Raw genomic sequence first — 14,943 nt, 5'->3', positions numbered from 1 at the left:
GGAACGGACATTGCGGCAACTCTCACAGTTAACCGTCAGCGCGCTGAAACGTTGCTCGCATGTCCGATTTCGTGGAGTGCTGCCTTCAGACGTGCTTGGGCGTCTTCGAGAGACTCGGGCGACGGCGACGGATCGGCGCCACTGATGTCGAAATTTCCCATTGTGTATGCGGGAAAAACATGGACGTGCAGATGCGGCACTTCCAAACCGGCGATCAGGAGCCCGGCGCGCGGTGCGTCGAACGCTTTGCGCACGGCCTGGCCCATCGTGCGGGCAACGGCGGTCACTTTGGCGAAAAGCTCGGGATCGACGTCCTGCCACTGATCTACCTCGGTACGAGGAACTACCAGTACATGGCCCTGCGTCACCGGCGCGATAGTAAGGAAGGCAACGACGTCGTCGTCCTCCCACACAAAACGGCCAGGTAGGTCCCCGTTGATGATGGCGCTGAATACTGAAGGCATAGGTCAAAGGCTATCCCGCACGGTGTTTGGCAGGAAACTCGTCTTTTGGCAGGAATGTTCGTCGACAGGGAATCCGGTTGCCAGGAAACTCCCAGCCCGTGTCCAGAGTGATCACGGCGTAGCGGGCGATTCTGAGACGCATGACGACAGAAGCCATGCAGACCGTGGGCGCCACGGACGCTGTGGGACGTTCCACGACGGCGGTAGTGCTGGACGTGGTGGTCCCGGTGTACAACGAGGAAGCGGGCCTAGACACGTGCGTTCGGCGGTTGCGTCACCACCTACGCACCCACGTTCCCTTTCCGGCTCGGATAACGATCGCCGACAACGCCAGTGTCGACGGGACATTGGCAATCGGACGCTCACTCGCCGAGGAATTCGACGACGTTCGAGTTGTACACCTGAAAGAGAAGGGACGGGGTCGGGCGCTGCGGCAGGTGTGGAGTTCCTCGGACGCCGACATTGTCGCGTACATGGACGTGGATCTCTCCACCGATCTCAATGCGCTGATGCCGCTGATCGCACCGTTGGTGTCCGGGCATTCGGATATCGCGATCGGATCCCGTCTGGCACGGTCGTCGCGGGTCGTTCGCGGCCCCAAGCGTGAGTTCATCTCACGCAGTTACAACCTCATTCTGCGCAGCGCACTGCACGCCCGGTTCTCCGACGCCCAGTGCGGATTCAAAGCGATGCGCGTCGATGTTGCGCGCCAACTGCTTCCGTTGGTGGAGGACACGGGATGGTTCTTCGACACGGAACTGCTCGTATTGGCAGAGCGGGCCGGGATGCGAATTCACGAGGTACCCGTGGACTGGGTCGACGACCCCGACAGTCGAGTCGACATCGTTGCCACCGCTGTTGCGGATATCAAAGGCGTAGTGCGCGTGGGCCGAGCACTGTCGAGCGGATCGCTGCCGCTGGCGGAGCTTCGGGCAAGCTTCGGACGGGAACCGCTGGTTCCCGGTGTGCCACGCGGGATGGTCGGACAACTGGCCAGGTTTGCCGTTGTCGGTGTTGTCTCGACCCTGGCCTACGCACTCCTGTACCTCGCACTGCACTCCGTGATGGGTGCCCAGTGGGCCAACGCAGTTGCACTGCTGGTGACTGCGGTCTTCAACACGACGGCCAATCGTGCTTTCACCTTCGGTATTCGAGGTTCGGAAGGTTCCGGGCGCCATCAAGCACAAGGTCTGCTGGTATTCGCGTTCGGGCTCCTTCTCACCAGTGGATCGTTATTCGTGCTGCATTCCGCGGCCCCTGACGCATCCAAACATATCGAGTTGGCCGTCCTGGTCATCGCCAATCTTGTTGCCACAGTGAGTCGATTTGTTGCACTTCGCTGGGTATTCCGTTCCGCACAACCTGTAGGAGTTACTCGATGACCGCCACCGTCGAACAGGAGAGTGTCGTCGCGCCTCTTCCCGAACCGCCACGTTCCGTGCACTGGGAGCCGTGGGCCTTGGGTGCGCTTCTTGTGGGTACGGGTGTTGCCTACATCTGGGGGTTGGGAGCTTCCGGTTGGGCGAACTCGTTCTATGCCGCTGCGGTGCAAGCTGGTTCGGTGTCGTGGAAGGCTTTCTTCTTCGGCTCTTCGGACGCGGCCAACGCGATTACCGTCGACAAGCCGCCGATGTCGCTGTGGCTCATGTCGTTGTCCGTGCGCATCTTCGGGCTCAGCTCGTGGGCGATGTTGGTGCCGCAGGCGTTGCTCGGTGTCGGTTCGGTCGCGCTGTTGTGGGGCACTGTTCGCCGGTGCTTCGGCGCCGCCGCAGGACTCCTCGCTGGGCTGGTTCTTGCGCTCACTCCTGTTGCCGCACTGATGTTCCGGTTCAACAACCCCGACGCGCTGCTGGTTCTCCTCATGATCGCGGCAGTATGGGCGATGATGAGAGCCGTCGAAGACGGCCGAACCCGGTGGCTCGTGCTGGTCGGTGTGTTCTGTGGCTTCGGCTTCTTGACCAAGCAGTTGCAAGTCATGCTTGTCGTCCCGCCGTTGGCACTGACCTACCTGATTGCGGGTCCTCCGAAGTTGGGCAAGCGGGTCATACAACTATTTGCCGCACTCGGCGGTCTGATCGTTTCCGCCGGTTGGTGGTTGGCGATCGTGGAGCTGTGGCCGGCTGATTCGCGTCCGTGGATCGGCGGTTCGCAGAACAACTCTATTCTCGAATTGACGCTCGGCTACAACGGATTGGGCCGATTGAGCGGCAACGAGACCGGCAGTGTCGGTGGGGGCGGAGCGGCACCGGGCGGTGGCGGTGGCGGTGGCGGCATGTGGGGTAGCACTGGCATCACGCGGCTGTTCGAATCCGCCCAGGGCGGCCAGATAGCCTGGCTGATTCCGGCAGCGCTCATTCTGCTTGTCGCGGCAATCGTAGTGCGGGGTAAGGCGCCTCGTGTCGACACGCAGCGCGCGTCGTTCATCGTGTGGGGTCTGTGGTTGCTGGTCACCGGACTGACCTTCAGCTTCATGGCCGGAATTTTCCACGCCTACTACACGGTCGCGCTTGCCCCGGCGATTGCCGCATTGGTCGGATCGGGCTCCGTGCTCTTGTGGCGTCGCCGCGAAACTGCGTGGGTTCGTATCGTCCTGGCTGTTGCACTGGCGGCGACGGTGGCTACGGCTTGGGTACTGCTGGGACGAACACCGTCGTTTGTCCCGTGGCTGCGGTGGACGATTCTTGTGGTCGGCATTGTTGGCCCGGCGGCGATGCTGATTCCCGCGATCACTCGGGGACGACTGGCAGTAGCGGTGATACTCGCGGCGCTGTTCACGGGACTCTCCGGGCCGACGGCCTATGCGATCGACACGATCAACACTCCGCATACCGGTTCGATAGTCTCCGCCGGCCCCAGCGTTCAAGGTGGCATGGGTGGACCAGGTGGCGGTCGCGGGGGATTTGGTGGAGCAGGCGACGGCGGCGTCCGACCTACGGGCGGCCCGGCCGGCGCAATGGGCACACCGCCCACCGGGATGGGTCAGGCCCCAGGTGCCGGCGCAACGCCGGGGACTGCAACTGACGGCGCTCGAGGTGGCATGGGCGGTTCGGCCGGTGGACTTCTGCAGGGCAGCACCCCCGGTGCGGCGGTGGTGGAGAAACTAGAGGAGAACGCCGACCAGTTCACCTGGGTAGCAGCTGCAATCGGATCGAACAGTGCGTCGGGATACCAACTCGCGACGGAGTCTCCGGTCATGGCGATCGGCGGCTTCAACGGTAGCGATCCGTCGCCCACGCTCGAACAGTTCCAGCAGTACGTGGCGGACGGGAAGATTCACTTCTTCATCGCAGGCGGCGGAATGGGCGGTGGTATGAACGCCGAAGGAACGGCCACCGCGATCTCGGCATGGGTGACCGAGAACTTCACGGCGACCACAGTGGATGGAGTGACTCTCTACGACCTGACGGTCTGACACGCACCGTGGGCAGTGTCGTGCAGTCCGGTCAACCCGACCGGACTGCACGATCTGTTCCTGTCTTGTGGCGCGGGAACCGCAGGTGACACACGCTGCGAGGCGCACCGACGCGGGGCCGTAGTCTGTTCACGTGCGCGTACTCGTAATCGGCTCCGGAGCCCGTGAACATGCCCTCCTTCTCTCTCTTGCTCGCGATCCAGGTGTCACGGCCCTGATCTGCGCGCCCGGTAATGCCGGTATCGCCAAGATCGCCGAGCAACACGCAGTCGACGTCGCGTCGGGCGAGGCTGTCACTGCATTGGCGAAAAAGGTCGAGGCAGACCTCGTTGTCATCGGTCCTGAGGTGCCTCTGGTACTCGGTGTCGCCGATGCCGTGCGAGCAGCCGGTATCGCCTGCTTCGGGCCTTCTGCCGACGCAGCCCGCATCGAAGGTTCCAAGGCCTTTGCCAAGGACGTGATGGCTGTTGCCGGTGTCAAGACCGCTCACAGTGAGATCGTCGACAATCCCGCCAAGCTCGACGAGGCCCTCGATCGTTTCGGCCCCAACTGGGTGGTCAAGGACGACGGACTGGCCGCAGGCAAGGGCGTCGTAGTTACGACCGATCGCGACGCAGCGCGCGATCACGCCGCCGAACTGCTCGAGAGTGGCCACCCGGTCTTGCTCGAATCTTTCCTGGACGGACCCGAGGTGTCGCTCTTCTGCCTCGTCGACGGTGAGACGGTTGTTCCGTTGCTGCCCGCGCAGGATCACAAGCGCGTCGGCGACGGTGACAGCGGACCCAACACCGGCGGCATGGGCGCGTACACCCCATTGCCGTGGTTGCCGGACGAGATGGTCACGCAGATCGTCGACGACGTCGTGAAGCCTGTCGCCGCGGAGTTGGTTGCACGGGGCAGCGGTTTCACCGGCCTCCTCTACGCCGGCCTCGCGATGGGTGTCAACGGACCGGCCGTAGTCGAGTTCAACTGCCGATTCGGTGACCCGGAAACGCAGGCAGTTCTGGCGCTGCTCGAAACGCCGCTGGGCGGATTGCTCAACGCCGCATCCACCGGCACGCTCGATTCCGTTGGTCCGTTGCAGTGGCGCGACGGCAGTGCCGTCACAGTTGTGATTGCGGCAGAGAACTACCCGGCGACTCCGCGCACAGGCGACGTGATCACCGGAGCGGACGCCGAGGGCGTTCTCCATGCTGGCACCAAGAAGCGTGACGACGGCGCCGTGGTGTCGGCCGGCGGTCGTGTGCTGAGTGTTGTCGGAGTGGGTAAGGATCTTGCCGAAGCACGCGACGACGCCTACGCGAAGATTGCACTCGTGAAGCTTCCCGGTGGGCATTTCCGAACCGATATCGGCCTCGGTGCCGTCGAGGGGCGTATCGCTCTTCCCTGATCCACATCTTCCTTAAGTGACCGGTGAACCGTGTGTTCACCGGTCACTTTTGTTTGAAATGAACGACTGCTCGATGTTACCGACGGGTATTGCTCATCGGAGTTGTTCGGGAACGGTATATCTCTGCGCGGGGGCCAACCGAACAAGAAGGAGTCACTTGACCATTCGAGCTGGATCCAAGGACCGATACGCGCGTACCACTTCCGGGTTGACGCGTAGAAACTTCCTTGCCGCAACAGGATTAGCTGTAGGTGCTGCCGCGTTGTCTTCGTCATGGACGACGGCAGCGGCCTCACCCCGAAGGGCCCTGAATGACGGTGACCGCGTTCCGGCACTGGTGATCGGCAGTGGCTACGGCGGAGCAGTCGCAGCCCTGCGATTGACGCAGGCCGGCATCGACACGCACATGGTCGAGATGGGCCGATCCTGGACCACCCCGGGATCCGACGGTAAGATCTTCTGCCCGACGCTCTCGCCGGACGGGCGCTCCTTCTGGCTCAGAGATCGCACAGTACAACCGGTTTCGCACTTCTCGGGTGGTTCGATCGACAAGAACATCAGCCGATACGTCGGCGTTCTCGACGCCGAGGACTTCGGTGGGATCAAGGTCTACCAGGGCCGAGGGGTGGGTGGCGGATCGCTTGTCAACGGCGGAATGGCGGTGACGCCGAAGCGCAACTACTTCGAGGAAATCCTTCCCGGCGTCGATTCCGAAGAGATGTACTCGACCTACTTCCCGAGAGCCAACTCTGCGCTGGGTGTGAACAATATCGATCCTGCCTGGTTCGAGTCGACCGAATACTACGCATTTGCGAGAACCGGCCGGAAGACCGCGGAGAGATCCGGTTTCGCAACAACATTCGTCCCCAACGTCTACGACTTCAACTACATGAAGCAGGAGGCTTCGGGAGCGGTTGCAAAGTCCGCCCTGGCGTCCGAGGTTATTTTCGGAAACAACGCGGGCAAGAAGTCCCTCGACAAGACCTACCTCGCCTCTGCGTCGGCAACCGGACGTCTCACGATTTCCGCACTGCACGTCGTGACCAGCGTGTCGCCGGCAGCAACCGGCGGTGGGTATCAGGTAGTGATGAACCAGATCAACGAGCAGGGAAACACCGTCGGAACCAAGACGGTTGTTGCCGACAAGGTCTTCTTTGCAGCCGGCAGTATCGGGACCAGCAAGTTGCTCGTCTCGATGAAAGCGCAAGGGCAACTGGCGAACCTACCGGGAGCCGTCGGCCAGGAGTGGGGTCACAACGGCAACGTGATGGTGGCCCGGGCCAACCACATGTGGGACGCGACCGGGGCAAAACAAGCGTCGATACCGGTGATGGGTATCGACAACTGGGCAGACTCCACAGCACCCGTATTCGCGGAGATTGCACCGTTCCCGGCCGGGACCGAGCTATGGGTGAGCCTGTACCTGGCAATTGCCAAGAATCCCGAACGCGCGCAATTCCAGTTCAACTCCACCACCGGCAAGGTTGGACTGAATTGGCAACGCTCCCAGAATCAGCCGTCGATCACCATGGCCAAGAAGGTGTTCGACAAGATCAACAAGAAGGAAGGCACTATCTATCGCACCGATCTTTTCGGTCCGGTCCAGACGTGGGGCGATCAACTGACCTACCATCCGCTCGGCGGGTGCGTGCTGGGTAAGGCGACCGACAATTACGGCAGGCTTCCCGAGTATCCGGGACTCTATGTCATGGACGGCTCCCTGGTTCCAGGCAACGTCGGTGTGAATCCGTTTGTCACCATTACCGCTCTGGCGGAACGGAATATCGAGAACATCATCGCGAACGACATGCACTAGCTCAGCAGCAATGTGCACCGGGGCATGTTTCTGCCCCGGTGCACACGTTTGTTCTTCAGGCCGCTGTCGGCGGTGTGTTCCCGGGAACGGGAACTTGATACGGATCCACGGACATTGGTGGATAGAACCGGGTTTTTCGGTCGTCTCCGATGTCGACTCGCCACTCGGTGTGATGCATCATCCGATGGTGGTGACCGCATAACAAGATCAAATTATCGAGATCCGTGGGGCCGTCATCGAGCCAGTGGATCAGATGGTGGGCGTCGCACCAGCCCGGTGGGGTGCCGCAACCGGGGAAGGCGCATCCGCCGTCCCTAACCGTCAGTGCCCGCCGCTGCGGGACGCTGGCAAGTCGCGCTTTCATGCCGTGGTTGAGGGGAACACCGTTGCTGTCGAGAAGGATTCGGGTGACTTCGCAGTCGCAGGCCAGCATGCGGGCGGTGTCGAGGCTGATGGGGCCGGCCCAGTTGGTGATCGCGTATCCGAGTTCTTCAGTGGAGGGCAACATATCCTTCAGCGCTTGGACATCGGTCATGTCTTTTGCGGTGGCGGTGATCGTCAGGTGCGGTTTGACTCCACCTTCGATGGGGCCGAGACCGGCGGCTTCGTAGCGGCGTAGCATTTCGCAGAACCCGTCGGCGCGTCGAAGTGCTGGGGTGCGTCCGTCTTTCACACCGTCCTTCTCCGGTGTGGGCGCCGACAGGGCGGACAGTAGTGCGATGAGACGGGCGCCGTTGACGGCGTCGAGGTCACCTTTCACGCTCACTCGCCCGTACAGTCCGCGGGAAGCGTAGAACTCGTTGAGCTCGGAGTCCTCACCGGCCGGCACTCCGTCGGCGCGGTTGCCGTACTGCTTCTGAATCCGCCGGATCGCGGCGCGGACGGAATCGCAGTCGGTGACCTTTTTCGAGGCGAGGGTCAGGAGGATGTCGCGGGCTTTCTCGACGTCGGCGAGGCTCATGTTCTTGGGCGGGCGCTGGCAGAAGTGGGCGACCTGACGCGCTTTCAACGCGTCGATGTCGCCGTCGTGAAAAGATTGTCCGACAACAGGTTCGAGCATGAACAACCGCGCCAGACCCACCAACTGGCTGCATTCGCCGATCTCGAGGTTGGTGGACAGGTGCAGCCACTGCGCGATGGCCCGGAATCCTTGGCCGCCGAGGGTGTCGCGGGTGAACATCTCGGTGATCATCACGACCATGCGGGACTGCATCTCGTGCCGGGCGCGAGCGAGGTCGAGAACCTCGGTCTTGAGGCCCTCGCCGTCGTATTGCCACGCTTCCCGACTGTCCATGAACTAATTTTAGTCGAACATAATTTCGATTCCTAGGGACATATCGGACAGGTTTGACGGAGATTTGATCGAAAACCATGTATTTGCACTGCTATTCAGCTCTTCGGTGGGAATCGATAAGTTCAAAAGCTTGATCGGACAATGTTGTCGGTGAATCCGCGAGCGAATCAACCCCCGTGAAACGGAGTCACCAATACGCAGGGCACGGCGCGGGTGCTCTCCGAGTCCAAGGCGTTGAGCACGTGCCCTGTCGCAACCCGTGATGCCGCAATGGCAAGATGGTCCGAGAAGTCCAGCGAACATCCATCCTGCACAAAGATATTCGTAGCATTAGGAGCCTCGGCATATCCACTGGTGTACGGGATCACCAGTTGGTCGTACCGGGTCATGATGTTGGTGTACGTCACGCTTGGCGCGTAGAGGCCTGCATAACTCCCTGCGTCACTCGCCCACAGTTTCGCCAGGAAATCTGACGCCGGAAGCCCTTGTGGGCAACCAGCGCAGAACGGAATCAAAGTCCGTGCGTCGTCGGGAGCCAGATCAAGGATCCACTGGCCGTCGCCGTTCGGACCAGTACCCAGAGTTCCCCTCCAGGCTGGACCCAGTGATACAAATTTATCCACAACGTGCGCTCCGCCAAAGTATTTGACGTAATAGTTGCCAACGAGGGTGCCCTCGGAAACGCCAACAATGCTGACCTTCTGCGCGCCTGTGGCAGTGCGAACACGCTCGACGAATTCCCCAACCTCTGCGGCGCTGTCCTCGAGTCGTCCCAGGCCGCCCACCGAATCGAACGGCGCCGGTAGGCTCGCGTTTTCCCCGAACGTCGGCGCAAAAACGCAGTATCCCTCGTTGGCTAGCAACGGTGAGATTGTGGTGAACATATTGAACCGGTTGGCACCCAATCCGTGTAGAAGAACCACAGGCTCTGGATGTGCGGCCGAAGGGACACAGTTCCAATCATTCGAGCCCGCTGCGGATCCGTATGGATCGCGGACTGAGTCCTGAACGAAGAGATCATAGGGAACGGGATACTGAGGCTCGGCCGTCGCAGTGGCACGGGATGAGCCGATCAGTAGTGCCAGGCCAGCCACCACAACCAGCATGGATCGAAACGCCGTCATGCTCACCTCCGTGAATAGCGGACAACTGACGTCACGCTAGTTGCCTTTGGTTGACAATGCGGAGGAATGATCAATACCTCTGGGTTATGGAATGATCTTGGTTCTAAAGGGGTACGTGGCATTTGCGACCCTCGCGTCATCGGTAACGGTGGCGGGGGAGGGTCTGTCGGTGACGGAAGATCCGAAGTGTGGCTCGTGTGTCCGGGGTGTCCTGCGCCGACAGTTGAAGCGAGTGCGCGAGAAGAAGTATGAGCGCACCCCGCGGCCACCAGACGGAATGCTATGACCAGCGTCGATGCCACGGTCGAGCGGATGCGGACACTCAACTGTGACGGATGGAAAATCGACGACGAGAAGTCATGACATCCAGTCTCTCCCAACGACGTTATCGTGTGGTGTCGTTGGCGTCTGATACTCGGGGGATTGTGATGGGGAACGTGCCAAGTGGTTCGGCAGACCTTCGTGTGGTCGGTGAGATTGAGGTGGACGAGGATGGTTTCTTCGCGTTGGTGAACACCTCGATCTACGAGGGATTTGTCAACGAGGACTGGAGCCTGTCGCAACTGTTGGAGCATTTTGCGGCCGCACGTCAACTCGGGTCTGCCTTTGTTGTATACGTGGGCCCGGAGGCCGATGGTGCGCAGGTGACGATCAGAGTCGGTCACCCGGAACATGTTCCCGACGACGGCGCATCTGCGCGGATCAATGCCACCGACGGTGTGCTTTATGTTCCGTCGTTCACGGATCTGACGATGGCTGCCCAGTTCGCGGACAGCGTCGTCGTCGAGCACCCTGACCGCACCGCACAGATCCACGTTCCGTCTGGAACGTACGAGGTCCTCGCCTGGCGGGCTGGGGAGTCGTTGCACGTTTCGTTGGAGTTGTTGGTCGGCGAGCAGTCTCTCGAGGCGCCGACAGATCAGTGGGATCGCACAATTGCGTGGTTTCCCGCAGAGGAGAGGGGCATTGGACTGATCTAATCGAAAGATATTCTAGGAGAGAATGATTCGTTCCTAGGTTTCGCGGTGGCGTAGGGAGCTGTCGAGCGTGCTCATGAGTTGGGCAACCCTGTTCTTCCCTATTGGGGCAGTTGGGTATCGCCCGAGGACGTCGAGCAGCACGGAGGTCGCGCGATCACAGGTCGACTTTATGGACTGTGCTGAGGCGGCTTCATCGCCGCCCGCCTCGAGTTCGGCTACTCGGGCGGCACATGCCGCCGCCCGCAGGATATGGCCGACTTGCGTCGCTCTCGCGATGGGGTGCAAGTAGGCAGCAGCTGCGGCGTCACCGCAGGCCCGTGCCGCGAGCTGTCCGGCCTCGCTCGTGATCTCCTTTGCAGCCCGGTGTGCATCGAGGGCGGTGGCGCGCTGCAAGATGGTTCTGGGCGCTCCGTCGGCGAAAGCCCGTGCGGCGTCGAGTGCAGCCCGCGGGCGTCGGTCGCCAGGTGCTTCGGCTTCGAATACCGGCAATATCTGTTGAGCGCTTTCGGCGGCGAACCTTGCGACTGTGCGTAACTCGTCAGTCGTCAAGGGGAAGTCGCTGTGGGCCTGTGTCATCGCTTCGATTCTCTCAGGTGGCTTTCCAGACCGTAATGCTACTGATCGAGAACCCGCTGACACGCGATCGCCCGTACCGACTACCGTCGAGGTGTGCGCTCAGAATCTCGTCGATCGAACATCCAGACTTTCCACGTCATGGACGTGTGGAAAGCCGCGACCGAACGTCAGCGGACTCATGGTGACGTCCTGACGTTGGCGGCCGGCCAGCCGTCGACGCCGGCACCTACCCCGGTGCTGGCCGCAACGCGCGAGATCCTCGGCACAGAACTGCTGGGATACACCGAGACGTTCGGCATTCTTCCGCTCCGCGAGGCCATCGCCCGGTACCACTCGGAGAGCTCGGGGATCACCGTCGACGCCGATGACGTGGTTGTCACCACTGGATCTTCGGGTGCGTTCACCTTGCTGTTCTTGGCGGCGTTCGACGAAGGCGATACCGTCGTCGTTGCGCGTCCGGGCTACCCGGCCTACCGCAATACTCTTGCGGCGCTGGGATGCAACGTCGTAGAACTCGATTGTGGCCCGGCCACCAGGTACCAGCCGACCGTCGAGATGCTCGACGCGCTGCCGACGCCCCCGGCCGGACTGATCGTTGCCAGCCCTGCCAACCCGACGGGAACCGTCATCGCACCCGAAGAGCTTGCCGCGCTGGCGAAGTGGTGCGACAAGAACGGAACACTGCTGATTTCCGACGAGATCTATCACGGCATCGGCTACGGCGATCAGCAGACGTCGAGTGCCTGGGAAACGTCCCGCGAATCCGTGGTCATCGGTTCGGTGTCCAAGTACTTCTCCATGACCGGGTGGCGTCTCGGCTGGATGCTGGTGCCCACTTACCTGCGTCGCCCGCTGCAGAGACTGGCGTCGAACATGACCGTGTGCCCGCCTGCAATTTCGCAGTACGCCGCAATCGAAGCGTTCTCGGTGGAAGCGAAGATCGAACTGGACGGCCATGTCGAGCGATATGCGCTCAATCGTGAACTTCTGCTGACGGGTCTGCCGAAGCTCGGCATCACCGAACTTGCTCCCGCGGACGGTGCCTTCTACGTGTACGCCGATATCGGACATCTGTGCGGCGACGAGGGCGCTACTGCATGGTGCTCGCGGTTGCTGACAGATACCGGAGTCGCGCTTGCGCCGGGAATCGACTTCGACACGGTGCACGGGGATCGGATGGTTCGTCTCTCGTTTGCCGGTGCCACCGCGGATATCGAAGAGGCGCTACGACGCCTCGAAACGTGGCTCGAGTAACAATCAACAGGACGTTCGGGCTGTTTTCCGGTGCCGACACTGCTGAAACTGGCACGATGGAAACGTGTCGGGAGCAGCAACACCCAAGGGAGCTAAACGCCGCCAAGCGTTGGTGGCGTCTGCTGCTGAACTTTTGCTGGAAGGTGGATTCGACGCGGTTCGTCATCGCGCGGTCGCTGCCAGGGCTGGTCTTCCGCTGGCCTCGACAACCTATTACTTCGACTCACTCGACGATCTCATTGCGTGTGCCGTCGAGTTGAACGGCAACGCGGACATGGATGCCGTGCGCGCCCGGGTTGCCGCGGTGACTCAGCGTCGCCGGGGACCGGAGTCCACCGTCGACCTGCTGGTAGAGGTGCTACTCGGCGAGGACGAGAAGCGGCCGGAGAGTCGGGAACGATTGATCGCGCGGTACGAGAGATTTGTGGCGTGCGCCCGCCACCCGGCACTTCGTGAGGTGCAGTTGCGACTGCGCGCGCAACTGGACGAGGCGCTCACCGAGGCATTGGCACGTTCCGGTCGCACCAGCTCGGAAGGGCAGTTGCGACGCCTTGTCGCGATGGTCGACGGCGCCATGATCTCCGCACTGGGGGAGTACGACCCCGACCCGCGTGGGTTGGCGCGCGGAATGCTCCTCGAATCCATCGACGTGATGGCCCCACCTGCGTAGGGGTAACAGCACCGTTCACGCACCGTTAGACTGAGGCCTCGTGAGCCGCATCCCGAATGTCCTTGCCAACCGTTACGCCAGCCCGGAGCTTGCAGCTCTGTGGTCTCCCGAGCACAAGATCGTGCTCGAACGACAGCTGTGGGTGGCGGTGTTGCGGGCACAGGCTGAGCTGGGCATCGACATTCCGGCCGACGCTATTGCCGATTACGAGCGAGTCATCGACAACGTCGACCTGGCGTCCATCGCGGATCGTGAGCGCGTCACCCGCCACGACGTGAAGGCACGTATCGAGGAGTTCAACGCTCTTGCCGGTCACGAGCAGGTTCACAAGGGCATGACCAGCCGCGACCTCACCGAGAACGTCGAGCAGTTGCAGATCGTCCGCTCACTCGAGCACGTCTACAACCACGGCGTCGCCGTCGCCGCCCGCCTGGGTGAGCGCGCTGCCGAGTACTCGTCCATCGTGATGGCCGGACGCTCGCACAACGTCGCAGCTCAGGCGACAACATTGGGCAAGCGTTTTGCTTCCGCAGCCGACGAGCTGCTGGTCGGGTTGACCCGTCTGCGTGAGCTGATCGACCGTTACCCGCTGCGCGGAATCAAGGGCCCGATGGGCACGGCTCAGGACATGCTCGACCTCCTCGACGGTGATGCCGCGAAGCTCGAGCAGCTCGAGACGAAGGTTGCCGAGCACCTCGGATTCACCAAGGTTCTCACCAGCGTCGGCCAGATCTACCCGCGTTCGCTCGATCACGACGTCATCTCCGCACTCGTTCAGGTGGGCGCCGCGCCGTCGTCGTTCGCCCACACGATCCGCCTGATGGCCGGCCACGAACTGGTGACCGAAGGCTTCCAGCCGGGCCAGGTCGGCAGCTCCGCGATGCCGCACAAGATGAACACCCGCTCATGTGAGCGTGTCAACGGCCTGCAGGTCATCCTGCGCGGCTACGGCTCGATGGCGGCCGAGATGGCGGGCGCTCAGTGGAACGAGGGCGACGTCTTCTGCTCCGTTATTCGCCGAGTCGCGTTGCCTGACGCGTTCTTCGCGATCGACGGCATGTTCGAGACCTTCCTGACCGTGCTCGCCGAAATGGGCGCGTACCCGGCCGTCATCGAGAAGGAACTGACCCGCTACCTGCCGTTCCTCGCGACGACACGCGTACTCATGGCAGCAGTTCGTGCGGGCGTCGGACGCGAGACCGCGCACGAAGCCATCAAGGAGAACGCCGTCGCGGTGGCACTCGCGATGCGTGAAGAGGGCAAGGAACCCGATTTGCTCGATCGCCTCGCTGCGGACGACCGTCTTCCCCTGGATCGCGCTGCCCTCGACGAGGCACTCGCGGACAAGGCGGCCTTCATCGGTGCCGCGTCGGCTCAGGTCGACGCCGTGGTGGCCGAGGTCCAGAAACTTGTCGACGCCAATCCTGAAGCTGCGGCATACGTGCCGTCAGCGATCCTCTAGGGGCTACGCCCCCGTGCGCCTTTCTGGTAGTGACCACTGCCGAAAAGGCGCACAGGGTCGAAGACCATGAACTGCATCTTCTGCTCCATCATCGCCGGCGAAGCCGAGGCAAGTGTTGTCTACGATGACGCGAATGTCCTTGCCTTCATGGATATTCGACCGTTCACGTCGGGGCATCTCCTGGTCGTGCCGAAGCGTCATGCCAGTGGATTGTCGACCCTCGACTTCGACGAAGGTGCCAGGATCTTTGCAGTCGCGCACAAGATCGCAACAGCGATGCGTACCGGACAGCTGCCTGTCGACGGGGTGAACCTGCATCTCTCCGACGGAGCCGTTGCAGGGCAGGAAGTCTTCCATGTTCATCTGCACGTCATTCCGCGCAATCGGGGCGACGGTTTCGGGCTTCGTGCAATTCCGCGCACACCCACCAGGTCAGTTCTCGACAGTACGGCTGCTGTCATCCGAGATGCCCTGATCCAGTAGTTCACCCGACGTGGGTGA

General features: G+C 61.9%; 13 protein-coding genes. 9 read left to right on the top strand and 4 right to left on the bottom strand.

The genetic code is table 11. The annotated features are described in order from the left end of the window. Nucleotides 1–35: 35 nt before the first annotated feature. Nucleotides 36–464, bottom strand: a complete 429-nt coding sequence (locus V2B23_RS13505) for an HIT family protein (protein ID WP_430950812.1) — start codon at nt 462–464, stop codon at nt 36–38. A gap of 140 nt (nt 465–604) precedes the next feature. Here V2B23_RS13505 and V2B23_RS13500 point away from each other — a divergent pair, with 140 nt between their 5' ends. The 4 genes from V2B23_RS13500 to V2B23_RS13485 all read left to right on the top strand — a co-directional run bounded on the left by V2B23_RS13500 (nt 605) and on the right by V2B23_RS13485 (nt 7,082). Next, nucleotides 605–1,846: a glycosyltransferase gene (locus V2B23_RS13500; protein ID WP_430950811.1), complete on the top strand. Its 1,242-nt coding sequence runs from the start codon at nt 605–607 to the stop codon at nt 1,844–1,846. After that, a complete protein-coding gene (locus V2B23_RS13495) occupies nt 1,843–3,876 on the top strand; it encodes a glycosyltransferase family 39 protein (protein ID WP_430950810.1) in 2,034 nt (677 codons plus the stop codon). Before V2B23_RS13500 ends, V2B23_RS13495 begins: the two co-directional genes overlap by 4 nt. Nucleotides 3,877–4,009: 133 nt before the next feature. Next, nucleotides 4,010–5,266 (top strand): phosphoribosylamine--glycine ligase, encoded by a 1,257-nt coding sequence (gene purD / locus V2B23_RS13490; RefSeq protein ID WP_430950809.1) that lies wholly within the window; start codon nt 4,010–4,012, stop codon nt 5,264–5,266. Between the two features lie 157 nt (nt 5,267–5,423). Then, nucleotides 5,424–7,082 (top strand): GMC oxidoreductase, encoded by a 1,659-nt coding sequence (locus V2B23_RS13485; protein ID WP_430950808.1) that lies wholly within the window; start codon nt 5,424–5,426, stop codon nt 7,080–7,082. 55 nt (nt 7,083–7,137) lie between these two features. Here the strand turns inward: V2B23_RS13485 and V2B23_RS13480 are convergent, their stop codons facing one another. Together V2B23_RS13480 and V2B23_RS13475 are read right to left on the bottom strand one after the other, a co-directional pair. Beyond that, entirely contained in the window at nt 7,138–8,376 is a 1,239-nt protein-coding gene (locus V2B23_RS13480; protein WP_430950807.1) for a DUF222 domain-containing protein, read from the bottom strand. A gap of 167 nt (nt 8,377–8,543) precedes the next feature. Then, on the bottom strand, nt 8,544–9,482 hold the full coding sequence (locus V2B23_RS13475) for an esterase/lipase family protein (protein ID WP_430951151.1): 939 nt from the start codon (nt 9,480–9,482) through the stop codon (nt 8,544–8,546). Nucleotides 9,483–9,928: 446 nt separating this feature from the next. On the opposite strand from V2B23_RS13475, the gene V2B23_RS13470 reads away from it, so the two are divergent. Further along, entirely contained in the window at nt 9,929–10,480 is a 552-nt protein-coding gene (locus V2B23_RS13470) for a hypothetical protein (protein WP_430950806.1), read from the top strand. Nucleotides 10,481–10,513: 33 nt separating this feature from the next. On the opposite strand, the gene V2B23_RS13465 is transcribed toward V2B23_RS13470, so the two are convergent. Continuing rightward, on the bottom strand, nt 10,514–11,056 hold the full coding sequence (locus V2B23_RS13465) for a putative immunity protein (protein WP_430950805.1): 543 nt from the start codon (nt 11,054–11,056) through the stop codon (nt 10,514–10,516). Nucleotides 11,057–11,149: 93 nt separating this feature from the next. Here V2B23_RS13465 and V2B23_RS13460 point away from each other — a divergent pair, with 93 nt between their 5' ends. From V2B23_RS13460 to V2B23_RS13445, 4 genes are all read left to right on the top strand, one after another. After that, nucleotides 11,150–12,310, top strand: coding sequence for a pyridoxal phosphate-dependent aminotransferase (locus tag V2B23_RS13460; protein WP_430950804.1), 1,161 nt, complete (start codon nt 11,150–11,152; stop codon nt 12,308–12,310). 64 nt (nt 12,311–12,374) lie between these two features. Beyond that, nucleotides 12,375–12,980: a TetR/AcrR family transcriptional regulator gene (locus V2B23_RS13455; RefSeq protein ID WP_141486485.1), complete on the top strand. Its 606-nt coding sequence runs from the start codon at nt 12,375–12,377 to the stop codon at nt 12,978–12,980. 40 nt (nt 12,981–13,020) lie between these two features. Beyond that, nucleotides 13,021–14,442, top strand: coding sequence for an adenylosuccinate lyase (purB, locus tag V2B23_RS13450; protein WP_430950803.1), 1,422 nt, complete (start codon nt 13,021–13,023; stop codon nt 14,440–14,442). Between the two features lie 66 nt (nt 14,443–14,508). Continuing rightward, nucleotides 14,509–14,925: an HIT family protein gene (locus tag V2B23_RS13445; protein WP_430950802.1), complete on the top strand. Its 417-nt coding sequence runs from the start codon at nt 14,509–14,511 to the stop codon at nt 14,923–14,925. The last annotated feature ends 18 nt before the right edge of the window (nt 14,926–14,943 follow it).

This window comes from Rhodococcus sp. 24CO, assembly GCF_050586165.1.
Taxonomy (GTDB): Bacteria; Actinomycetota; Actinomycetes; order Mycobacteriales; family Mycobacteriaceae; genus Rhodococcus_F.
Note: the sequence above shows the minus strand (reverse complement) of the source record. Positions and strands in the feature narration are given on the sequence as shown.

What these genes read in the sequence shown, in the direction of transcription:
- V2B23_RS13465 (WP_430950805.1), bottom strand. Translation starts at nt 11,056, where the DNA reads ATGACACAGGCCCACAGCGACTTCCCCTTGACGACTGACGAGTTACGC.
- V2B23_RS13445 (WP_430950802.1), top strand. Translation starts at nt 14,509, where the DNA reads ATGAACTGCATCTTCTGCTCCATCATCGCCGGCGAAGCCGAGGCAAGT.
- V2B23_RS13495 (WP_430950810.1), top strand. Translation starts at nt 1,843, where the DNA reads ATGACCGCCACCGTCGAACAGGAGAGTGTCGTCGCGCCTCTTCCCGAA.
- V2B23_RS13480 (WP_430950807.1), bottom strand. Translation starts at nt 8,376, where the DNA reads ATGGACAGTCGGGAAGCGTGGCAATACGACGGCGAGGGCCTCAAGACC.
- V2B23_RS13475 (WP_430951151.1), bottom strand. Translation starts at nt 9,482, where the DNA reads ATGCTGGTTGTGGTGGCTGGCCTGGCACTACTGATCGGCTCATCCCGT.
- V2B23_RS13500 (WP_430950811.1), top strand. Translation starts at nt 605, where the DNA reads ATGACGACAGAAGCCATGCAGACCGTGGGCGCCACGGACGCTGTGGGA.
- V2B23_RS13505 (WP_430950812.1), bottom strand. Translation starts at nt 464, where the DNA reads ATGCCTTCAGTATTCAGCGCCATCATCAACGGGGACCTACCTGGCCGT.
- V2B23_RS13470 (WP_430950806.1), top strand. Translation starts at nt 9,929, where the DNA reads ATGGGGAACGTGCCAAGTGGTTCGGCAGACCTTCGTGTGGTCGGTGAG.